General features: G+C 75.9%; 17 protein-coding genes and 1 riboswitch. Of the genes, 5 read left to right on the top strand and 12 right to left on the bottom strand.

Annotated elements, in window-relative coordinates:
* Nucleotide 1 precedes the first annotated feature (1 nt).
* Nucleotides 2-1,753 (top strand): hypothetical protein, encoded by a 1,752-nt coding sequence (locus HCK00_RS21895; RefSeq protein WP_206320722.1) that lies wholly within the window; start codon nt 2-4, stop codon nt 1,751-1,753.
* Nucleotides 1,750-2,565, top strand: a complete 816-nt coding sequence (locus HCK00_RS21890; protein WP_168103739.1) for an SDR family NAD(P)-dependent oxidoreductase — start codon at nt 1,750-1,752, stop codon at nt 2,563-2,565. The genes HCK00_RS21895 and HCK00_RS21890 overlap by 4 nt, the downstream gene beginning before the upstream one ends.
* A 660-nt stretch (nt 2,566-3,225) precedes the next feature.
* On the opposite strand, the gene HCK00_RS21885 is transcribed toward HCK00_RS21890, so the two are convergent.
* Entirely contained in the window at nt 3,226-4,635 is a 1,410-nt protein-coding gene (locus HCK00_RS21885) for a C39 family peptidase (RefSeq protein WP_168103738.1), read from the bottom strand.
* A gap of 875 nt (nt 4,636-5,510) precedes the next feature.
* Between HCK00_RS21885 and HCK00_RS21880 the strand changes: the two genes are divergently transcribed.
* Nucleotides 5,511-6,023 carry a uridine kinase family protein gene (locus HCK00_RS21880; RefSeq protein WP_375781994.1) on the top strand — a complete coding sequence of 171 codons (513 nt, stop codon included), beginning with the start codon at nt 5,511-5,513 and terminating at the stop codon, nt 6,021-6,023.
* A 534-nt stretch (nt 6,024-6,557) separates the two neighbouring features.
* A complete protein-coding gene (locus tag HCK00_RS21875) occupies nt 6,558-8,483 on the top strand; it encodes an AAA family ATPase (RefSeq protein ID WP_168103798.1) in 1,926 nt (641 codons plus the stop codon).
* 33 nt (nt 8,484-8,516) lie between these two features.
* Here HCK00_RS21875 and HCK00_RS21870 read toward each other — a convergent pair whose 3' ends face one another.
* From HCK00_RS21870 to HCK00_RS21820, 11 genes are all read right to left on the bottom strand, one after another.
* Nucleotides 8,517-9,746 carry a hemolysin family protein gene (locus tag HCK00_RS21870; protein ID WP_168103736.1) on the bottom strand — a complete coding sequence of 410 codons (1,230 nt, stop codon included), beginning with the start codon at nt 9,744-9,746 and terminating at the stop codon, nt 8,517-8,519.
* Complete coding sequence (locus HCK00_RS21865; protein WP_168103735.1) at nt 9,743-11,263, bottom strand: hemolysin family protein; 1,521 nt, start codon at nt 11,261-11,263, stop codon at nt 9,743-9,745. The genes HCK00_RS21870 and HCK00_RS21865 overlap by 4 nt, the downstream gene beginning before the upstream one ends.
* A gap of 356 nt (nt 11,264-11,619) precedes the next feature.
* The gene (locus HCK00_RS21860; RefSeq protein WP_168103734.1) at nt 11,620-12,093 is read right to left on the bottom strand and encodes a PH domain-containing protein; all 474 of its coding nucleotides are present in this window, start codon (nt 12,091-12,093) and stop codon (nt 11,620-11,622) included.
* A gap of 156 nt (nt 12,094-12,249) precedes the next feature.
* On the bottom strand, nt 12,250-13,098 hold the full coding sequence (gene hisG / locus HCK00_RS21855) for an ATP phosphoribosyltransferase (RefSeq protein WP_168103733.1): 849 nt from the start codon (nt 13,096-13,098) through the stop codon (nt 12,250-12,252).
* Between the two features lie 253 nt (nt 13,099-13,351).
* Nucleotides 13,352-13,624 carry a phosphoribosyl-ATP diphosphatase gene (locus HCK00_RS21850; protein ID WP_168103732.1) on the bottom strand — a complete coding sequence of 91 codons (273 nt, stop codon included), beginning with the start codon at nt 13,622-13,624 and terminating at the stop codon, nt 13,352-13,354.
* A 12-nt stretch (nt 13,625-13,636) separates the two neighbouring features.
* Entirely contained in the window at nt 13,637-14,161 is a 525-nt protein-coding gene (gene ribH / locus HCK00_RS21845) for a 6,7-dimethyl-8-ribityllumazine synthase (RefSeq protein WP_168103731.1), read from the bottom strand.
* A gap of 112 nt (nt 14,162-14,273) precedes the next feature.
* The gene (ribB, locus tag HCK00_RS21840) at nt 14,274-15,755 is read right to left on the bottom strand and encodes a 3,4-dihydroxy-2-butanone-4-phosphate synthase (RefSeq protein ID WP_168103730.1); all 1,482 of its coding nucleotides are present in this window, start codon (nt 15,753-15,755) and stop codon (nt 14,274-14,276) included.
* Between the two features lie 64 nt (nt 15,756-15,819).
* On the bottom strand, nt 15,820-16,512 hold the full coding sequence (locus HCK00_RS21835) for a nicotinamide mononucleotide transporter family protein (protein WP_168103729.1): 693 nt from the start codon (nt 16,510-16,512) through the stop codon (nt 15,820-15,822).
* Nucleotides 16,509-17,246: a riboflavin synthase gene (locus HCK00_RS21830; protein WP_168103728.1), complete on the bottom strand. Its 738-nt coding sequence runs from the start codon at nt 17,244-17,246 to the stop codon at nt 16,509-16,511. Before HCK00_RS21830 ends, HCK00_RS21835 begins: the two co-directional genes overlap by 4 nt.
* Nucleotide 17,247: 1 nt before the next feature.
* Nucleotides 17,248-18,399: a bifunctional diaminohydroxyphosphoribosylaminopyrimidine deaminase/5-amino-6-(5-phosphoribosylamino)uracil reductase RibD gene (gene ribD / locus HCK00_RS21825; protein WP_168103797.1), complete on the bottom strand. Its 1,152-nt coding sequence runs from the start codon at nt 18,397-18,399 to the stop codon at nt 17,248-17,250.
* 188 nt (nt 18,400-18,587) lie between these two features.
* Nucleotides 18,588-18,718: riboswitch (FMN riboswitch) on the bottom strand.
* Between the two features lie 280 nt (nt 18,719-18,998).
* Complete coding sequence (locus tag HCK00_RS21820) at nt 18,999-19,232, bottom strand: hypothetical protein (protein ID WP_206320721.1); 234 nt, start codon at nt 19,230-19,232, stop codon at nt 18,999-19,001.
* Between the two features lie 261 nt (nt 19,233-19,493).
* Between HCK00_RS21820 and HCK00_RS21815 the strand changes: the two genes are divergently transcribed.
* Nucleotides 19,494-21,095 carry a uracil-xanthine permease family protein gene (locus HCK00_RS21815; protein WP_168103727.1) on the top strand — a complete coding sequence of 534 codons (1,602 nt, stop codon included), beginning with the start codon at nt 19,494-19,496 and terminating at the stop codon, nt 21,093-21,095.
* Nucleotides 21,096-21,216: the final 121 nt, after the last annotated feature.

Genomic DNA, 21,216 nt, shown 5'->3' with positions numbered 1-21,216 from the left:
CGTGACCGACCCGCACTGGACACTCCGCCGCCTCAACGCCCCGAGCCGCCTTTGGGGCGCCAACGGTGTGGCCTTCGGGCCCGACGGGCGGCTGTGGGTCGCCCAGTACCTCGCCGGGATGATCAGCGCCGTCGACCCGGTGACCGGTGACGTCGAGCCGGTGGTGCCGCCGGGCGGGCCGCTGAGCTCCCCCGACGACTTGGCCTTCGGCGCCGACGGTTCGCTCTACGTCGCCGATCTCGTCCCCGGACTGGTGTGGCGGCGGGACCCGGCAGGCGCATGGCGCGTGGTCGAGGACGGGGTGGTCGCCGTCAACGGCATCACCTGCCTCGGCGACCGGCTGTTCGTCAACGAGATGCGCCCCGGCGGACGGCTGCTGGAACTCTTCCCCGACGGCCGGAAGCCCGTCGAACTCGCCGCCGACCTGGCCCTGGGCAACGCGATGCAGCGGGGGCCCGACGGCCACCTGTACTACCCACACATGATGACCGGTCAGGTGTGGCGCGTCCCACCGGACGGCGGCACACCCGAACTCGTCGCCGACGGGCTGCCCCAGCCGGTGGCCGTCCGCTTCGACCTCGCCGGGGAGATGCACGTGCTCTCCTGCGGTCCCCGCGGCCTGGTGACCCGGATCGACCTGCACGGCAGCGGCCGGCGGCGGGTCCAGGACACCGGCGTGCCGGGGTTGGACAACGCCGCCTTCGACACCGAGAACCGGATGTACGTGTCCGGCTTCGCCGACAGCGGAGTCGTCGAACTCCTCCCGGACGGCCGGGTGCGCGAGATCGTGACGCCGGGCCTGGCCGGCCCTTACGGGGTCACCGTCGACCTGGGCGGCCAGGTGCACACGGCGGACCATTACCGGATCACCCGGCCGGCCGGGGACGGCGACCGGCCCGGCCCCCCGGTCACCGAACGGCGGGTGCATTTCGCCCACGGCATCGCCGCCGATCCCGCCGGTCCGGTCCACATCACCTCACAGTTCGGGACCGTCACCACCCACGACCCGGCGGAGGAACAGGACCGGGTCCTGGCAAGCGGGCTTGACCAGCCGAACGGGATCGCCGTCCGGGCGGACGGCACGCTCGTCATCGCCGAGAGCGGCGCCGGCCGGATCGTCACCCTCGCACCACGCCCGGGGCCCGCCGCAGCGCGCGAGGAGGATCCCGACACACCCCCGGAACCCGGCTCCGGCTCCGGGCCAGGGCCCGAACCCCTGCTCACCGGGCTCGGCAGACCCGTCGACGTGGCGTTCGACGACGCCGGGCACCTCTACGTGACCGACGAGGAACGGGGCACCCTGCTCCGGCTCCACGGCGGTGTGCCGGGCGAGCCGGTCGTGGTCGCCACCGGCCTCGACGCGCCGCAAGGCGTGGCCGTGGCGGGCGGCGAGGTGTTCACCGTGGAGACCGGGAGGCGGCGGCTACTCGGCGTCGACCCGGACACCGTCGAGCGGCGGGTGATCGCCGGGGAACTGCCGCTCGGCCCCTTCCCGGCCGGGGGCGGGCCTGCCGCTCACCTGTTCGCGGGTCCCATGCCCGGGGTCCCGCGCCGCTTCGCCGGACTGGCGTCGGCACCCGACGGAGCTCTGCTGCTCTCGGCCCACGGCGAGGGCACGGTCTGGCGGCTCGCTCCCCTGTCACCAACCACGCCGCACACGGCACGCACCGCCGGTACGCCGGACCGGCCGGCGCACCCGTCGGGAGAGGCGCGGCCCGGACCCCGGCACCCCCAGGAAGAGGCACCCGCATGATCTCCACCGATGCCACCCGCCACCCCGGCGACACGGACCCCGCGCGGGACACCGGCGGCCCCGGCACCCGCGCCGTCCTCGTCACCGGCGCCGCCTCCGGGATCGGCCGGTCCGCCGCGCTGCGCTTCGCCGCGGGGGGCGACCGGCTGCTCCTCGCCGACCTCGACGCGGACGGGGTGCGGGGAACGGCGAAGGAGATCACGGCCGCGGGCGGCACCGCCCTGGCCGTCCCGGGCGACCTCACCGAGAAGGCCGTGGTGGACACGGTCGTGAACCGCGCCCTGGAGGCCTACGGACGGATCGACGTCCTCGTCAACAACGCCGGCGTCATGGACCGGATGTCGGCCCTCCACGAGACGGAAGACGCGGAATGGGAGCGAGTGCTGCGGATCAACCTCACCGCGCCCTTCCTGCTCACCCGCGCGGTCCTGCCACACATGCGCGCCGCGGGAGGGGGCTGCCTGGTCTTCACCGGCTCCGAGGCGGGGCTGCGCGGCGGCGCGGCCGGCGCCGCGTACACCGCGGCCAAGCACGGCGTCACCGGGCTGGTGAAGAACCTCGCCGTGATGTACCGCAAGGAGGGCATCCGGGCCAACGCCGTCGCCCCGGGACCGACGATCACGAACATCCGGGTCGAGGCGCGCCCCGATTCCCTCGGCGCCGGGATCGTGGGGGGCCTGATCGGCGCCGGCATCGGCCGTCTGGGCAGCGCGGAGGAACAGGCCGACGTGATCGTCTTCCTCGCCTCGGAGGAGGCGGCGTTCGTCAACGGCGCGGTCATCCCCGTGGACGACGGCTGGGCCGCCGTCTAGCGAACCCGGCCGGAGACACCCGCCGCAGACCGGCACGGGAAGAAGAAAGAGGAGGCGACAGGAGCGGGGGCCGGGTGTCCGTCGGGCATCGCACGGCTCTGTGACCGGCAGATCAGCACCGAGCGTGCCCCGAGACGGGTACCGATCCGGGACAGCAGCCGCGTGGCGAGCAGCGAGCGTCCCCGAGGACGAAGAATCCGCTGCCGGCCCCGACACCTCCCGGCAGCCCCAGCCCCTCGCGAACTGCGCGACGGCACGTCCTCGGCAAGGGTGGCGGGCATCCGTCCCCGCCCCGCTTCGAAGGTGGGAGCGGGAAGGGCACGCCGGTCGAGCTCGCCGCCGGCGGTGCAGGGCAAGGTGGGCAGCAGGACCACGGCCGCCGGAACCCGATGCCCCGGCAGCAGGGTGCCGACGTGGTCGCGCAGGGCGGAAGCATCCGGGTCCGCTCCCGCGGTCGGCGCGACGTAGGCGACGATCCGTTGGCTGTCCTCCCCGTCGACGGGGAGGACAGCGGGACCGGAGCCCTGGTGCTGACTGCCGACGGGGCCCCACAACCGTGTGTGCCCCGACCACGAGGACTGGCCACCTCGCCGGTGTACCGCCCGACGTCGGCGGGCGGTACACCGGCGATTCGTGGACGGACCCCGGTTGAGCACCCGCTCACACGATGCCCAGCTCCCGCAGGACCTTGTGCTGGCTTGGTGCCGGGGTGGCCGGCCAGTAGAGGTAGCAGATGCCGCCACTGCCGCCCGCCTCGTTGCCGGAGGCGTTGTAGCGCTTCGTCCGCAGCCAGATGTTCTCGAACTCCCGGCGCTTGTAGACGCGCCGGACCGCCGGGTTGCTGTCGCTCGCCGGGTCGTTGGCGATGATGTCGCCGTCCGCGGTGAAGCCGATGAGGCACATCAGGTGGCCGGCGGTGCCGTACCCCGCGCCGGTCAGTTCGGACGCGAGGAAGGACTGGGACGTTATCACCGGGATGCCCGCGTGGATCAGTTTCTCCACGTCGTTCAGGGAGCCGAGGCGGGTGACGGTGGACTGCAGGTCCCGGTAGGTCGCCGCGTAGGCGGCGTTGAAGGGCCAGTTGCCGCAACCGTCGTACTGGTAGTCGAAGGTGTAGCGGGCCGCGTGGCAGACCTGGGGGTCGGCGAACTCCGGGTTCACCCAGGACAGCTGTTCCTCGGTGGGCTTGCGGCCCCAGTACTCGATCACCATCTGGGAGGAGGTGGGACTGCACCAGGCCTCGCCGCCGTTGTCGTACTCCGGGTACTGCCCGATGTGGATGTTCTGCGAGTAGCGGGGCACCTCGAGTTCGCGCCCGCCGGGCAGGCCCGGGGTGGAGGCGGGGACGGTGAAGCGGTCCGGGATGTCGGAGGCCATCGCGTCCAGCCGCCACACGATCGGGGTGCGCCCACCGCCGGGCGCGCGGTACAGGGTGAGCCGCAGCCGGTACGACGCCAGGCGCAGGTCCCCGGCGGAGCCGTTCACGGCGAGCGTGTCGGTCCAGACGGTGGAACGGCCGTCCGACTGGTCGTCGACGGAGGTGCGGCGGATGTCCCCGTCACCGGCCGCCCAGCGGCCCATCACATACCAGGGTGTGGCGGTGCCGTCGGTGTAGGTGCCGCGCAGCTCGACCTGGATCCAGGTGCCGGCCGGGGTGTCCGCGTTCCAGGAGGCGACGATCTCGTCCGCCGGGACGGCGAGCCGCCGGACCGGACCGGTCCAGACGGCGTACTCCCAGGTGGCCTTCTTCTGCGTGTGGGGGTCGGTGTAGTCGGTGCGGCCGGCGGGGGCGGCGATCGCCACCCCCGGTCTGCGGCCGGTGCGGACGGTGACGCCGCGCGCGGTCCCCGAGCGCCAGTCGGCGGCGGTGGTCCAGCTGTGGTGGTCCACGCGGGGCACGCCCTTCCGCACGGTCGGTCCGGCCGGGCGGGACGGCGCGGCACCGTCCGCGGGAGAAGCGGCGCCCCGTCCGGCCGCGGGTGCGCCGAAGGCGGCGGGGGCCGCCGCGGCACCCGCCGCGACGGCGATCGCCGCGGCCAGCAGGGTGCGCCGTGGTGTCGGTGAGGTCATACGGGATTCCCCCAGTCCGGGGCCGGTCGGGCCCCTGAGGCACGGGTACATGACGTCGTGACTGCGGTCCCCGGGGGCACCGGCGGGCCGCCCGCGGGAAGCTTCCACTATCCCCGTGCTCCTTCCCTCCGGCCAGATGTCGGCCCGCATGTCGGCGGATCGGCCGGCCACACCCCCGGGAGGAGCACCGGGAGAGGGCCGCCGCTCCCACCCGGCGGACGCGGGGCGGGGGCGGCAGGGCCGGGGCCTGTCCGGCCGCGCGCACCTCCTCGTCTCCTCGCCCGGGTGGCCGTGGCCGTGACCGGGCGGCGGGGCGGGGACGGCAGGGCGGCACATGGACCGGCAGCGACGCCCGCCCCCGGGCGCCCGTGGCGTGCGTCCTCCCACCCGGCGGTGGCCCGGCGCGGCGGCGGCGGTTAGCGTGACGGGCGTGAGGACAGGGCAGGCCGGTGACGCGCGGAGGCCACACGGCCGGGTGAGCCGGGTGACCCCGCCGGAGGGGCGCGCCGCCGTACGGCGGTCGGGCGGCTGCCGTGCCCGCTGAGCGCCGCCCGCCGCCGTACGGCACCGGCCGACCGGCCGACCCGATGGCCCGCCCGGCGGGGGCACACCCCGGGGAGGCCGTCCCGGAGGCCGGCCCAGCCGGCGGCCCGGACGGCGCGGAGGCGGCTGCCCCGGGCCACGGGAGGGACCCCGCCGCCGGGCGCGGCGGCAGCGGCGGCGACGCCCCGCGGCCCGCCGGTCTCCCCCGGCCCGGCCACGGGGGGCCGGGCGCCCCGGAGGACGGCGCGTCCGCCGGGGCGGGCCCCGGCGGGGTCGCCGCCCTCGCACGGCGGGTGGGGACGCTGCCGCCGTCGTGCGGGCCGGTGCGGCTGGTGGCCGTGGACGGTCACGCCGGTTCGGGCAAGTCCACCTTCACCGGCCGTCTCGCGGCGGCCCTCGGCGGCGCCCCCGTGGTCCATCTGGACGACCTGGCCACCCACGAGGAGCCGTTCGGCTGGACGGACCGCTTCCGGCGGCAGCTCCTGCTGCCCTTCGCGCACGGCCGGCCCGGCCGCCACCAGGTCTACGACTGGGAGCACGGGCGGTTCACGGGGGAGCGGGAGGTGGCGCCCGCACCGGTGGTACTGGTCGAGGGGGTGGGTGCCGGCCGGCGCGCGCTGCGCCCCTCACTGGCCCTGCTGTGCTGGATGGATCTCGCGGCGGGGACGGCCTGGGAGCGCGGCCGGCGGCGCGACGGGCCGGAATTGTCCACTTTCTGGGACGGCTGGACCCGGTCGGAGCAGAAACATTTCGCGGGCGACCCTACGCGCCCCCACGCCGATCTGCTGGTGCGTCAGGGACCAGAGGGATATCTGTGGTTCTGGAGAACCGGGAAGCCGGAATGATCAGGCGCGAAATTAACGCAGCGTGAGCGATTCCCCTCGCTGCGCAGTCCGGCGACGCGCCCGGTCCCGGGCACCCGCCGCGCCACCCCGGTCACGCCCGGGCCGTCCCCGCGCCACCCCCGGGAGACACGGCCGCGGGTCCGCCAACTCCGCTTGACCTGGCGGCGGGTCAGGTCTTACGTTCTCACTGTGCGGTTTCTCAACGGCCGCACGCGGACGCGAAGCCCCCGGTTGTTCCCCCGTGATCGGGGGCTTCGTTCTGCCCGGGCGCCGCATCAAAGCCGCATTCCGGGCCGCGACTCCGCCCCCGCGATCACACTCGGTGATCGCCGGCCACACCCCCGCGCCCCCCGCCTCCCGGGGCCGATACCGCCCCCCACCTGCACGGCACCCTTCGGCAGGTGGTGTCCCCGCAGGTACGATGCCTCGCGGGAGGAGCCGCAATTCCCTCCCGCCGCACGGTGGTTGACAGGCACACGCCGCGGCCCGGCGCCCGCCGGCCGCCACCACGGGGGGAACGTTGTGGGGGACGCGATGGACTTCGGCATCCACGACCGGGACGACTCGCCGGCCGACGTCGCCTGGCTGCGCGCCGTCGACGCCTACACCATGGGCGCCTACGCGCAGGCGGAGGACGAGTTCCGGGCCGCGGTCCGGACGGACCCGGGCATGGCCGACGCCTGGCTCGGGCTGCACGCCCTGCGGGTGGAGCCGGCCACCGCCCTGCTCCGCATGTACCGCCACCGCGACCGCTTCGGCGAGCAGCGCGCCCGGCACGCCCGGAAACTCAACTCCTGGTACTGGCTCGGCTGGTGGGTCCAGCCCGTGCTGGAGAGCCCGCGGGACCTGCTGCTGGCACACGCCTCGCACTGGCTCGACGGCCGCCACGTCCCCGAGCTGGACCGGGCCCTGGCGGGGTGCCCGCCGGTGGACGCCGACCCACAGGTGCGGTTCCTCCACGCCTGCCGCGCCTACCTCGTCAAGGACTGGGAACTGCTGATCCGGCACACCGGCCCGCTGCTGGACGATCCCCTGCTGGGCATCGAGGCGGGCCTCTTCGGCGGCATGGCCCGGGTCCGGCTGGAGATGTACGGGCAGGCCGAACCGCTCCTGTCGGGCGCCCTGATGCGCTGCCGGAGCGAGCAGCCCCAGCGCAAGGAGCTGCGCTACTGGCTGGCCCGGGCCCGGGAGGGCACCGGCCGCAGCGCCGCCGCCCTGCCCCTGTACCGCGCCGTGCACCGGGTGGACCCGGCGTTCATGGACACCGCCGCGCGGCTCGCGGCGATATCCGACGGCGACGGCCTGGAGGCGGGTGACCTGGCGGCCGTCTCGCTCGCCGGCGCCGGCATCGGCGGCCAGGATCTGGCGGACGCGCTCGCCGACGCCGACGGATACGGCACCGAGCCGCCGCCGGACCCCGGGCGGGACCTCACCGCGCCGCCGGGCGGCCGGGACGCGGGCGCCGACGGCGGCCCGTTGTCCCCGGCGGCGTCGCTCGACCCGGACGGGCCGCGGCAGAAGGCGGTCCTGCCGGTGCAGCCGCGGCCGGCCGAGCCGCTGCCCGACGGCCCGCCCGACCCGGTCCTGCTGGCGCAGGCGCTGGACGAACTGGAGCGGATGGTCGGCCTGGAGCCGGTCAAGCGCCAGGTCCGGGCGCTGTCCGCGCAGCTCCACATGGCCCGGCTGCGGGCCGGTGAGGGGCTTCCCGTGCAGCCCCCCAAGCGGCACTTCGTCTTCTCCGGGCCGTCGGGCACGGGGAAGACCACCGTGGCCCGGATCCTCGGCCGGGTCTTCTACGCCCTGGGCCTGCTCGGCGGCGACCACCTGGTGGAGGCCCAGCGCGCCGACATGGTAGGCGAGTTCCTCGGCCAGACGGCCGTCAAGGCCAACGAGCTGATCGACTCCGCCCTCGGCGGGGTGCTCTTCGTCGACGAGGCGTACAGCCTCTCCAACTCCGCCTACAGCAAGGGCGACGCGTACGGGGACGAGGCCCTGCAGGTCCTGCTGAAGCGGGCGGAGGACAACCGGGACCGGCTCGTCGTCATCCTCGCCGGCTACCCCGAGGGCATGGACCGGCTGATCGCGGCCAACCCCGGCCTCGGCTCCCGCTTCACCACCCGGGTGGACTTCCCCAGCTACCGGCCGCCGGAGCTGACCCGGATCGGGGAGGTGCTGGCCGCGGAGAACGGGGACGGCTGGGACGAGGACGCCCTGGAGGAACTCCGCTCCATCTGCGGGCACGTCGTCGACCAGGGGTGGATCGACGAGCTCGGCAACGGGCGCTTTCTGCGCACCCTCTACGAGAAGAGCTGCGCCTACCGCGACCTGCGGCTCTCCGGTTACGCCGGCGCCCCCTCCCGGGGGGACCTCGCCACGCTGCGGCTGCCCGACCTGATGCAGGCGTACGGGGAGGTGCTCTCCGGCCGGGGCCCGATGGATCCCGGGCCCCGGCCGCTGTGAGCGCGCCGGCGGGAGGCCGCGCCGGCCGGGTGGTCAGGGCGGCTCGTGCCCCGTGGCTCCGTCCGCGCCGGCGGAGAGACCGGCCACGGGCCCGGAGCCGGCCCGGTCGCGGGCCGGGGTCCGCGGGCGGGCGGGGCGCGGCCGGCGGGGCACCACCCGCGCGCCGCGCTGGGCGGTGAGCCCGGCGCGGGCGCGGTGCGCGGGATCCCGGACCTCGCCGACCAGGGTCTCCAGTACGTCCTCCAGGGTGACCAGGCCCAGCACCCGCCCGGAGGCGTCCGCGACCTGCGCGAGATGGGCCGCGGCGCGGCGCATCGCGGTGAGCGCGTCGTCCAGCGGGGTCCCGGGACGGAGGACGGGCATCGGGCGGAGCACCCGCGGGGACAGGGCCGGATCCGGGCCGGCGGCGTCCGGGCCGGGCGCGTCCGGCTCTTCCTCGGGGTCCAGCACGTCCTTCACGTGGACGTAGCCGAGGAAGCCCGCCGGGCCCGGGCCGCCCCCGCCGTGTACGGGGAAGCGGGAGAACCCGGTCCGCACGGTCAGCCGTTCGATCTGCCGGGCGGTGGCGTCCGGCCCGACGGTGACCAGGGAGGCCGGGTCGAGCAGCACCTCGGCGACGGTCCTGCTGCCGAGTCCCAGCGCGTCGGCCAGCCGTGCCCGCTCCTCCGGGGCGAGCAGCCCCGCCTGGTGCGAGTCGGCGACGAGACGGCCGAGCTGTTCGCGGGTGTAGACGGTCTCGAGCTCGTCCCGGGTCTCCACCCGGAAGAGCCGGAGCACCTGCCGGGCACAGGCGCCGAGCAGCCCCGTCACGGGCCGGCAGAGCCGGGCGAAGGCCACCAGCGGCGGGCCCAGCCGCAGTGCGGTCCGCCCGGGCGCGGCCAGCGCCAGGTTCTTCGGCACCATCTCCCCCACCACCAGGTGCAGGACGACGACCAGGGCCAGGGCCACGGCGTACCCCAGCGCGTGCGCCGCCGGCGCGGGCAGCCCGGCGGCCCGGCAGAGCGGTTCCAGGAGCCGGGCCACGGTGGGTTCGGCGACGGCGCCGAGCGTCAGCGAACAGGCGGTGATGCCGAACTGGGCGGCCGCCATCATCTGCGGAAGATTCTCCAGGCCGGTGAGCACGGTGCGGGCCCGGGCCGAACCGGCCGCCGCGAGCGGCTCGATCTGGCTGCGGCGCACCGAGACCAGGGCGAACTCGGCGCCGACGAAGAAGGCGTTGCCCAGCAGGAGCACGGTGCCGAACAGGAGCTGGAGGGCCGTCACCGGGCGCCCCCGGCGTGCGCCGCGCCGCGCGCCGCGGCCGCTCCCGCGGGCAGCTCCGGCCGCGGCCGGCCGGGCGGCGCGGGCACGCTCCCCGGCCCGGGCGCGGGGGCGGCTCCCGCCGCGGGCGCCGCGGGGGTGGCCGGCAGGTCCCCGGGAGCGGCGCCGGGGGCGCCCGGTGCGGAGCGGGAACGTGGGCCGGTGGTGCGCACCAGGCGCACCACCTCGGCCCGGTGGTGGCCGACCCGGCGGACCCGCAGCCGCCAGCCGGGGAGTTCGGCCGTGTCCCCGACGGCGGGGATCCTGCCGAGGAGGTCCGCGACGAGACCGGCGACGGTGCCGTAGGGGCCCTCGGGCGCGGCCAGGCCGATCGGCCGGAGCGCGTCCACCCGGCAGTCGCCGTCCGCGTCCCAGGCGGGCCTGCCGTCCTCGGCCGGGACGGCGGCGGGCGCGGGCGGGCCGGCGGCGGCGTGCCCGTAGTGCCCGTCGTGTTCGTCGCGCACCTCGCCGACGAGCTCCTCGACGATGTCCTCCAGGGTCACCACCCCGGCGGTGCCGCCGTACTCGTCCACGACGACCGCGATGGGCTGCTCCCGGCGGAGCCGCTCCAGCAGGCGCTGGACGGGCAGGGTCTCGGGCACCAGCAGCGGGGGCACCCCGGCCTCCGTGACCGGTGTGCGCGGCCGCTCCCGCACCGGCACCGCGAGGGCGTCCTTGAGGTGGACCATGGCGACCACCTCGTCGAGCCGCCCCCGGTGCACGGGGAAGCGGGAGAGCCCGGTGGCCCGGCTGAGGTTGACGACGTCCTGCGCGGTCGCCTCCGTCCCGAGCGCCGCGACCCGCACCCGGGGCGTCATGACGTGGACGGCGGAGAGCCCGGCCAGCGACAGGGTGCGCTCGAAAAGGTCCGCGGTGTCCTGTTCCAGGACGCCCGCGCGGGCGGAGTGGCGAGCGAGGGAGACCAGTTCGCCCGGGGTGCGGGCGGAGTCGCGGTGCTCGGTGGGCTCCACGCCCAGCGCCCGGACCAGCCGGTTGGCCACCGAGTTGAGCCCGGCGATCACCGGCCGGAAGAAGGCGGCGAAGGCGTGACTCGGCCCGGCCACCAGCCGGGCGACCTGGAGCGGCCGGGACACCGCCCAGTTCTTCGGCACGAGTTCACCGGCGACCATCTGTACGGCCGAGGCCAGCAGGACCCCCACCGCCAGCGCCACCCCGGGCACCACACCCGCGGGCAGCCCGGCGGCGGTGAGCGGGCCGGCCAGCAGCCGGGCCACGGCCGGTTCGGCGAGCATGCCCACCACCAGCGAGGTGAGGGTGATGCCGAGCTGGGTGCCGGAGAGCTGGAAGGAGAGTTCGTGCAGGGCGCGGACGACGGCCGCGGCGCGGCGGTCGCCCTCGGCGGCGGCGCGTTCGGCGTCCGCGCGTTCGACGGTGACGAGGCCGAACTCCGCGGCCACGAAGAAGCCGCAGGCGAGGATCAGCAGCACGGCGGCGGCGAGCAGGAGCAGGGGAACGATCATGTCGCCGCCCGGGGTGAGGCGGCGCGGGTACTACCGGACGAACCGTCCATCGGCTAAGGAATTCACTCCTCGGCTGGCAGCTGCCCCGCAGGGCCGGCCTGCGCGGCGCCCGGCCGGCGCGGGGCGGGGCGCGCGTCGCGCCACCGGGGACAGCGTAGCCACTGCCCGCGGGGGTGCGAAGGTCCGCGGACGCGCGCGCCCGGCCCCCGCGGGGCCGGCGGCCGCGGGCGGGGCGCCCTCCCGCCGGGGCCCGGCGCCACCCCTGACCTCGCCCGATCGGGTGAACCGAGGGGCGGGCGCGGCTGCCGGCGCCCCTCCTCGTCCGCCCCTCGGGGCGACCCCGGGCGGGCCGGCTGTCAGCCGTCCGCCGGGCCGCTGCCGTGGTGGTCGGCGAGGGCCCGCAGCGCGCGGGCGTCGGCGAGGGCCCGCTCGCGGGCGACGCCGGGCTGGATACCCATGGCGGGCAGGTGGGAGCCGTCGGCCAGGTCGAGGGAGACCCAGGGATCGCCGGGGCGGAGGTTGACCCGCAGCACCTCGGCCCAGGCCAGCCGCCGCCGGGTGGTCAGGTTGACCACCGTGACGCCCTGTTCGTCGGCCTCCACCCGGGGGCGGCTCAGCAGCAGCATGACGCCCAGGCCGAGCAGGCCCGTGGCCACGAAGCTCAGGCGTTCCCCGAGGCCGAGCGGCAGGGCCAGCCCGAGGAGGGTGAGGGTGACCAGGATCGCGGTGCCCGCGGTGAGCAGGACGGCCCGGGTACGGGCCGGCCGGAAGGTGACGGGCAGCGCGGGCAGGGCGGGCAGGCCCGAAGGGTCGGGGGCGGAGGAGGACACGGCGCTCTCCGGGAGGTCGGGGGTGGGCCGCGGCGCCCCGCCCGGGGCGGTGCCCGGACGGGCGGGACGCGCGGTCGGGTCAGGGGCCGGAGGGGACGCGGCGCGGGACCGGGGCCGCCGGCCGCGTCGGGGTCACCGGATCACGGGATCACGCGGTCACAGCCGGCACGCGTGGATGCCGGTGGTGAGGATGGCCCGCGCGCCCAGGTCGTACAGCTCGTCCATGATCCGCTGGGCGTCCCGGGAGGGGACCATGGAACGGACGGCGACCCACCCCTCGTGGTGCAGCGGGGAGACCGTCGGCGACTCCAGGCCGGGGGTGAGGGCGACGGCCCGCTCCACGTGCTCCTCGCGGATGTCGTAGTCCATCATCACGTAGCGGCGGGCGACGAGGACGCCGTGCATCCGGCGGAGGAACTGCCGCACCTTGGGCTCCTCGCCGTCCTCGCCGGTGCGGCGGATGACCACGGCCTCGCTGGTCAGGATCGGCTCACCGATGATGTCCAGCCCGGCGTTGCGCAGGGTGGTGCCGGTCTCCACGACATCGGCGATGATCTCGGCCACACCGAGCTGGATGGCGGTCTCCACGGCACCGTCGAGGTGCACCACGGAGGCGTCGACGCCGTGGTCGGCGAGGTGCTTCTCGACCAGGCCGGCGAAGGACGTGGCGACGGTCATGCCGCCGAAGTCCCTGACGTCCCGGGCGGTTCCGGGACGGGTGGCGTAGCGGAAGGTGGAGCCGGCGAAGCCCAGCTGCATGATCTCCTCCGCGTCCGCGCCCGAGTCGAGCAGCAGATCACGGCCGGTGATGCCGATGTCGAGCCGGCCGGAGCCGACGTAGACGGCGATGTCACGGGGGCGGAGGAAGAAGAACTCGACGTCGTTGTCGGTGTCGACCAGGACCAGCTCACGGCGGTCCTTGCGCTGCCTGTAACCGGCCTCCTGGAGCATCTCCGACGCGGGTTCCGACAGTGAACCCTTGTTGGGGACGGCGATGCGGAGCATGAGGCTTTCCTTCGCTTCTTCGGGGTGGCGGGGGCGGGGTGTGCTGTGCGGCCGCGGTCCGGTGGCGTCCAATCCCCCGCGCCGCCGGGCCGCGGGACCGTGCCCGGCCGTCTCCGGCACCGGGCGGGACGGGAGGGCCGCACGGCCCGGGGAGCCCGGTAACCGCGATGCGGGGGCCCGGAAACCCGGGAAACGGGGAACACCGCCGGCGGCCCGGGGGCCCGGGGCGGCGGGCCCCCGGCGGCGCGCGGGCTCAGAGATGAGCGTATACGTCGTCCAGGGAGATTCCCCGGGCGACCATCATGACCTGGAGATGGTAGAGGAGCTGCGAGATCTCCTCGGCGGTGCGCTCACTGCCCTCGTGCTCGGCCGCCATCCACACCTCGGCCGCCTCCTCGACGACCTTCTTGCCGATGCTGTGCACGCCCGCGGCGACGAGCTCGGCGGTGCGCGAGGTGGCCGGGTCGCCGGTGGCGGCCTTCTGCTGGAGCTCGGCGAAGAGCCCCTCGAATGTCTTGTTCGCCATGGTGGGTCCAACCTACCGTTTCGCGGGCCGGGGCTGTCCCGCCGGATCCGCCCGGCGCCACGGCTCGGCGACGGAGCGCAGGGTGGTGGCGGTGGCGACGGCCGCCATGACCGCCTCGTGCCCCTTGTCCTCCCGGCTGCCGGGCAGGCCGGCGCGGTCCAGCGCCTGCTCCTCGGTGTCGCAGGTGAGCACGCCGAACCCGATGGGCACCCCGCAGGACACGGAGACCTGGGTGAGGCCCTGGGTGACGCCCTGGCAGACGTAGTCGAAGTGGGGCGTCCCGCCGCGGACGACCACGCCGAGCGCCACGAGGGCGTCGTAGCCGCGGTCCGCCAGCACCTTGGCGACGACCGGGAGTTCGAAGCTGCCGGGGACGCGGAGCACCGTCGGCTCCTCGATGCCCAGCTCGCCGAGGGCGCGCAGCGCGCCGTTCAGCAGCCCGTCCATCACCTGCTCGTGCCACTGCGCGGCGATCACCGCCACGCGCAGATCGCCGGAGTCCTGTACGGACAGGTCGGGTGCGCCCTTACCGCTCACGTTCTCGTCTTCCCTCGTGTCGTGCCCGCCGGGGCGGGTGTGCCGTCATGCGTCTCGCCCGGTCCTGGGCCGGGCCGGGGTGCCGGCCGGTCCCGCCGGCCGGCCCCCGCGGTCACCGCCGGTGGGCGGCGGTGGCCCGCCGGCCCTCCAGCCAGGGCAGGTCGTGGCCCATCCGGTCGCGCTTGGTGCGCAGATACCGGAGATTGTGCTCGCCGGCGGCCACCGGCGCGGGCACACGGGTCACCTCCAGCCCGTGCGCGGCCAGGGCCGCGGTCTTCTCCGGGTTGTTGGTCATCAGCCGCGGGCTCTCCACCCCGAGGTCGGCGAGGATCCACGCGGCGGCCGCGTAGTCGCGGGCGTCGGCGGGCAGGCCGAGTTCGAGGTTGGCGTCGAGGGTGTCCCGGCCCTGCTCCTGCAGTTCGTACGCCCGCAGCTTGGACAGCAGGCCGATGCCGCGCCCCTCGTGGCCCCGGAGGTAGAGGACGACACCACGGCCCTCCTCGGCGACCCGGTCCAGCGACGCCTGGAGCTGGGGGCCGCAGTCACAGCGCAGCGAGCCGAAGACGTCACCGGTGAGGCACTCGGAGTGGACCCGCACCAGGACGTCCCGCCCGTCCCCGATCTCGCCGCGGACGAGGGCGATGTGCTCGACGCCGTCCGCCGTGGCGCGGTAGCCCAGCGCGCGGAACTCACCGGCGGGCGTGGGCAGCCACGTCTCGGCCTCGCGGCGGACCACCGGCAGGACGGCCGGGGGTACGGCCGCGGGGACGGCGGACGCGCGGGCGGCCGGGGCGGGTCCGGGTGCCCCGGCCGGCTCGGTGGGTCCGGTGTGCCCGGCGGTGGCGGCGGGCGCGGGGGTCCCGGCCGGGTCGGCCACCCCGGCCGGACCGGCGGCGCGGCGGTAGGCGATCAGGTCCTCGATGGAGATGATCGCCAGACCGTGCTTGCGGGCGAAGGGCACCAGCTCGGGCAGGCGGAGCATGGTGCCGTCCTCGGCCGCGATCTCCACGATGGCCGCGGCCGGACGCAGTCCGGCGAGCCGCGCGAGGTCCACCCCGGCCTCGGTGTGACCGGGCCGGGCCAGTACCCCGCCGGGCCGGGCGCGCAGCGGGAAGACGTGGCCCGGGCGGACGAAGTCGCCGGGTGCGCTCCCGCCGTCGGCGAGCAGCCGCAGGGTGGCCGAGCGGTCGGCGGCGGAGATCCCGGTGGTGACGCCGTGCGCGGCGGAGGCGTCCACGGAGACGGTGAAGGCGGTGGACATCGACTCGGTGTTGGTCCCCACCATCTGCGGCAGGTCGAGCCGGTCGAGGTCGGCGCCCTCCAGCGGGGCGCAGATCAGGCCGCGGCACTCGGTCATCATGAACGCCACGATCCCGGGGGTGGCGTGCTCGGCGGCGACGACGAGGTCGCCCTCGTTCTCCCGGTCCTCGTCGTCCACGACCACCACCGGCCGGCCGGCGGCGATCTCCGCGACGGCGAGCGCCACGGGGTCGAGCACGCTGCCGGTGCCGTCCCCGGGGGCGTCCCGGTAGCCGTCGGCGCCGTGGCCGCCGCCGTGGGGGCGGTGGGCGAGCTGCTGGAGTGGTGCGGTCATGCCGGTGCTCCTTCGGTGCGCCCGGGGGCGGTCCGGGTGGCGGGGGCGGTCCGTGCGCGGGGGATCATGGGGCGGTCCTCGTCGCGGCCGGCGGCCGGGCCCCGGCCGGGGGGACGGCGGGCCCGTGCTGTTCCGTGCGGGTCCGCAGCCACCAGGCGCGCAGGCCCCACAGGACGAGCACGAAGTAGACGAGGTAGACGAGGCCGGAGAAGGGCAGGCCGCTGGCGAAGGCGAGCGGCACGCCGACGACGTCGACGAGCATCCACGCGAACCAGAACTCGACCAGCCCGCGGGCCTGGGCGACCATCGCGGCCAGGGTGCCGGTGAAGATGTAGGCGTCCGGCCAGGGGTTCCAGGAGAGGGAGGGCACGGCCGTGAACAGCCCGCCGACGGCGAGCGTCCCGAGCAGCGTGCCCGCGGCCAGCAGCGCGCGTTCCCGGCCGGTGGCGAAACGCACGGCGACGGTGCCGTCCGCCGTGCCCCGGCTGCCCCGCCGCCACTGCCGCCAGCCCCAGACGGCGACCCCGATGACCAGCAACTGCTTGCCCACGCCGCCGCCGAGCTGCGCGGAGGCGTAGGCGGCGACGAGCACGAGGCCGGAGAGGAGCTGGACGGGCCAGGTCAGCAGGGAGCGGCGCCAGCCGAGGGCGAGCGCGGCCAGACCGAGCAGGTTGCCCGTCATGTCGGACCACTTCACGGGCTGGTCGAGTACCGTGAACGCGGTGCCGTTCAGCCAGTCGAACCAGCCGGCGGTCATGCGGAGACCTCCCCGGTGACGGCCGCGGCGGAGGGGGCGTCACCGGAGCGTCCGGAAGGCCCGGAACCCTCGGCGGCCACGGTCTCCCCGGCGGCCACGGCAGCGGCGGCGCCCGCCGCTCCCCCGAGCCCGCCGGCCGGGACGACGCCCGAGGCGAGCAGCCGCTCCACGTACTTGGCGAGCACGTCCACCTCCAGGTTGACCGGTTCCCCGGGCTGCTTGCGCCCCAGGGTGGTCAGTTCGAGGGTGGTCGGGACGAGACTGACGGCGAAGTGCTCCTCCCCCGCCTCGACGACGGTGAGGCTGACCCCGTCGACGGTGATGGAGCCCTTCTCCACGACGTAGCGGGCGAGGCGCGGCGGGAGGGAGATCCGCACGACCTCCCAGTGCTCCCCGGGGATGCGTTCGGTGACGGTGCCGGTCCCGTCGACGTGCCCCTGCACCAGGTGCCCGCCGAGCCGGCCGCCGAGGGCCATGGCGCGTTCGAGGTTGACGCGGCTGCCGGGGACCAGGGCCCCGAGGCTGGAGCGGTGCAGCGTCTCGGCCATCACGTCGGCGGTGAACGCGCCGCCGCCGCTGCCGGCCACGGTCAGGCAGACGCCGTTGACGGCGATCGAGTCCCCGTGCCGGACGCCCTCGGTGACCAGCGGTCCCCGCAGCCGCAGGCGGGAGCTGTCGCCGAGGTCCTCGACGGCGGTGACCTCACCCAGTTCTTCGACGATTCCTGTGAACACGTCAGTTCTCCTCCGGAGCGTCGGGAGCGGTGACGGATGGGGTACGGATGGCGGGGGGCGGGCCGGGGACGGCGGCGGTGATCCGCAGATCCGGGCCGATCCGGTCCACGGCGGTCACCTCCAGCCGCAACGCCTCGGCGATGGTGCCGATTCCGCCGCCGGCGAGCGCGGCGGGCCCGGCGCCGAGCAGCGCGGGCGCCAGGTAGGCCGTGACCTCGTCCACCGCGCCGGCGGCGACGAACGATCCGGCCAGCCGCGCGCCGCCCTCCAGCAGCACCGAGCGCACATCACGCGCGTACAGGGCCTCCAGCAGCGCGGGGACGGACAGGCCCTGGCCGCCGGGGGCGCGCGGCAGCCGGACCACGGAGACCGTGCCGTCACCGGTGCGGCCGGCGAGGTGGGCCGTGCCGGCGTCCTCGGCGACCGCGATGAGGGTGGGCGCGGCACCGTCCAGCACCCGGGCGCCGGGCTTCACGGCGGTGGCCCCGGTGTCCAGGACGACCCGCAGCGGCTGCCGGACCGCGGAGCCGGACGCGGCGGGGTCCGGCAGCCGCGCGGCCAGGTGGGGGTCGTCGGCGCGGGCGGTGCCGGAGCCGACGACGACGGCGTCCGCCGCGGCGCGCAGCCGGTGCACGTCGGCCCGGGCGGCGGGCGAGGTGATCCAGCGGCTGCTGCCGTCGGCGGCGGCGGTGCGGCCGTCCAGCGTCGCGGCGAACTTCCAGCGGACGAAGGGGCGCCCGTGGCGGACGGAGGTGAGCCAGGCCCGGTTGACCTCTGCGGCCTCGGCGGCCAGCAGCCCGCCCGCGACGTCCACACCGGCGGCGGCCAGGGTCGCGGCGCCGCCCGCGGCGGCAGCGTGCGGGTCGGCGACGGCGTAGCGGACCCGGGCGATCCCGGCGTCGATCAGGGCGCGGCTGCACGGGCCGGTGCGGCCGGTGTGGTCACAGGGTTCCAGAGTGACCAGAGCGGTCCCGCCGCGGGCGTGCTCGCCCGCCGCGCGCAGGGCGTGGATCTCCGCGTGCGGACCGCCGGCCCGCTGGTGGTACCCCTCGCCCACGGGCTCTCCCGCGGCGTTGAGGATCACACAGCCGACGACCGGGTTCGGGCTGGTCTCACCGGCTCCTCGGGCGGCGAGCGCCACGGCGCGGCGCATCGCCCGGGTCTCGGCCGGGGTGGGCTCCTCGGGGGCCACCGGGTCCTCCTGCCTGCTGCGGCACGGACTCCGGGGCCGTCGGGAACGACGGATACGGACGGGCGCACGGGGCGACGGGTTCGGATGTACGGCCCGCTCCCGGGAGGAACGGCCGTACCGCCGGACGGCGGCGCACCGGTGCTCGACCGCCGCGCACTGCCTCCCATCCGGACTTTCACCGTCGGTCCAGGAATTTCACCTGGTCAACCGGCCACTGGACGTGGCCGGGTCGCGGACTGTAACCGCCGGTTCGGACTTACACCGACCCCGGAGTGCGCTGACGTCACTGGTACCCGTCCAGTCTGCCACGGGAGAACGTCCCCGTCCCGGGCAGGTTTTGTGGACTGGCTCACACGCGCCACAGGGCTCACCGGTGAACCACCCCTCACCGGGACCGCCGCACCGGGGTGGCGTCATGGGGTCCCGGGCGCCGGGCGGGCCACGGAATCCGCTGCCTGCCGGGAGCGCTCACCGGCCGGCCCGGTGCCCCGCCGGGCGGCGCCGGTTCCGGGCGGCGGGCGCCGGCGGAACTCGCCCCGGCGGTGCCGCGCCGGTCCCGGTCAGAACTCTCCCGGCCAGTCCTGCGGGCCGCCGCCGCGCCACTCGATGAGCGTGGGGTCGTCCAGACGCACCTGATCGGGGTCCAGACCGGCGCGGCGGAGGAATTCCAGCAGGTCACGGGGGTCGGCGGCGGTTCCGGCGCGCTGGCCGCGGATCTCGACCCGGCGGCCCCGGCCGTCCGGCGGGTGCACGAGCACCGGTGGATGGCCGTCCACGGGTTCCAAGCGTTCCATGCCCCCAGGGTGCGCCGGGCGCCGCGGCTTCGCACCCGCACCCACATCCAAACCCGGGGCCCGGGGCCCGGGGCCGTCCACCCGGCCAGGGACCACAACCCACCGGCCACGGGCCACCGGGCATCTGGCTCCCGGCCACCCGGCGGCCGGCCGCGGCGTGTAACGCCCAGGTGAACAGGGCGGACGGGGTCACGGGCTGCCTTAGCATTGGCGGGATTTCATCGCCGGACGACGGCGGCGGGCGGCAGGAACGGAGTGGTCATGGGCCTCGGCGTGGGCTGGAAACTGCACGGCGACGGGCGGGTTCCCGCTCCCGGGGCCGTGGTCAGGCCCGATGAACGGCTCTCCTGGCCGCGCACCCTGGGACTCGGCGCGCAGCACGTGGTGGCGATGTTCGGGGCGAGCTTCGTCGCCCCCGTCCTCATGGGCCTGGACCCGAATCTGGCCATCATGATGTCCGGCTTCGCCACCATGCTCTTCCTGCTGGCGACGCGCGGCCGGGTCCCCAGCTACCTGGGGTGCAGTCTCTCCTTCGTGGGGGTCGCGGCCGCGATCAAGGCGCAGGGCGGCGGCGCCGCGACGGTCACCGGCGCGATCCTCGTGGTGGGCGTGGTACTCCTCCTCAGCGGCCTGGTGGTGCGGAAGTTCGGGGCGCGGATCATCCACACGGTGATGCCGCCGGTGGTCACCGGTGCCGTGGTCATGATGATCGGCTTCAACCTGGCCCCCGTCACGGCCGCCACGTACTGGCCGCAGGACCAGTGGACCGCCCTGCTGACCATGCTGTTCACCGGCGCGGCCGTGGTGGTGCTGCGGGGCTTCTGGGCGCGGATCGCGATCTTCCTCGGGCTGGCGTTCGGGTACGGGGTCTCCTGGCTGTCCGACCTCGCCCTCGGCCGGATCCACTCGGTGCAGGGCGGCGCGGAGGCGGTCGACCACTGGCGGCTGGACCTGTCCGCCGTCGCCGAGGCGGACTGGATAGGCCTGCCGTCGTTCCACGCCCCGGCGTTCGAGGCGTCGGCGATCCTCGTGGCCCTGCCCGTGGTGATCGCCCTGATCGCGGAGAACGCCGGCCATGTGAAGGCGGTCGGCGAGATGACCGGCGACCCGCTGGACGAGGAGATGGGCACCGCCATCGCGGCCGACGGCGCGGGCAGCGTGCTCTCCACCGCCGTCGGCGGCCCGGCCACCACCACCTACGCGGAGAACATCGGCGTGATGGCGGCCACCCGGGTCTACTCCACCGCCGCCTACTGGGCGGCGGCCTCCTTCGCGCTGCTGTTCGGCCTCTGCCCGAAGTTCGGCGCGGTGGTGGCCGCGGTGCCCGGCGGGGTACTGGGCGGCATCACCGTCATCCTCTACGGCATGATCGGCCTGCTCGGGGCGCAGATCTGGGTGCACAACCGGGTGGACCTGCGCAACCCGCTGAACCTGGTGCCGGTCGCGGCGGGCGTGATCATCGGAGTGGGCGGGGTCAGCCTGCGGATCACCGACACCTTCGAGCTGAACGGCATCGCGCTCGGCAGCATCGTGGTGCTCAGCGGCTACCACCTGCTGCGCGCCCTGGCCCCCGCGCACATGAAGACGGAGGAGCCCCTGCTGGACGAGGGCACCACCTCCTACGACACCTCCTACGACGACACCCGTGGCCCCGCCGGCGGCCCCGGCGCGACGGACACCCCCGCCGGCCCCTCCCCCGTCCCCGCCGCCTCTGCCGGTTCTGCCACCTCTGACACCTCTGGTTCTGCCGGTTCTGCCGCCGCCGGCACCGGAGCCGGGGACCCGGCCGGCGAGGACCGGCCGTCCGGGGACGTTCCGGGCGCCCCGGCCCCCCGGGACAGCGACGGGACGACGCCGGGCTGAGCCCGGGCCCGGCCGGCTCCCCAACGCGCCGGGAACTCACGGCACTCCGCGTCCGACCCTGGAGGTGTGGGCCCCACCGCACCGCGGCCCGCGGGACACCGCCCGCGGCCGTGCCCCCACG

Source organism: Streptomyces zingiberis (assembly GCF_012034935.1).
GTDB classification, from domain to species: Bacteria; Actinomycetota; Actinomycetes; order Streptomycetales; family Streptomycetaceae; genus Streptomyces; species Streptomyces zingiberis.
This window is presented reverse-complemented; position numbering and strand designations above follow the sequence as displayed.

Bases quoted from the DNA above. Each gene is read 5' to 3' on its own strand.
- HCK00_RS21890 (WP_168103739.1), top strand. From the start codon at position 1,750: ATGATCTCCACCGATGCCACCCGCCACCCCGGCGACACGGACCCCGCG.
- HCK00_RS21885 (WP_168103738.1), bottom strand. From the start codon at position 4,635: ATGACCTCACCGACACCACGGCGCACCCTGCTGGCCGCGGCGATCGCC.
- HCK00_RS21875 (WP_168103798.1), top strand. From the start codon at position 6,558: ATGGACTTCGGCATCCACGACCGGGACGACTCGCCGGCCGACGTCGCC.
- HCK00_RS21865 (WP_168103735.1), bottom strand. From the start codon at position 11,263: ATGATCGTTCCCCTGCTCCTGCTCGCCGCCGCCGTGCTGCTGATCCTC.
- hisG (WP_168103733.1), bottom strand. From the start codon at position 13,098: ATGCTCCGCATCGCCGTCCCCAACAAGGGTTCACTGTCGGAACCCGCG.
- HCK00_RS21850 (WP_168103732.1), bottom strand. From the start codon at position 13,624: ATGGCGAACAAGACATTCGAGGGGCTCTTCGCCGAGCTCCAGCAGAAG.
- ribB (WP_168103730.1), bottom strand. From the start codon at position 15,755: ATGACCGCACCACTCCAGCAGCTCGCCCACCGCCCCCACGGCGGCGGC.
- HCK00_RS21835 (WP_168103729.1), bottom strand. From the start codon at position 16,512: ATGACCGCCGGCTGGTTCGACTGGCTGAACGGCACCGCGTTCACGGTA.
- ribD (WP_168103797.1), bottom strand. From the start codon at position 18,399: ATGCGCCGCGCCGTGGCGCTCGCCGCCCGAGGAGCCGGTGAGACCAGC.
- HCK00_RS21820 (WP_206320721.1), bottom strand. From the start codon at position 19,232: ATGGAACGCTTGGAACCCGTGGACGGCCATCCACCGGTGCTCGTGCAC.
- HCK00_RS21815 (WP_168103727.1), top strand. From the start codon at position 19,494: ATGGGCCTCGGCGTGGGCTGGAAACTGCACGGCGACGGGCGGGTTCCC.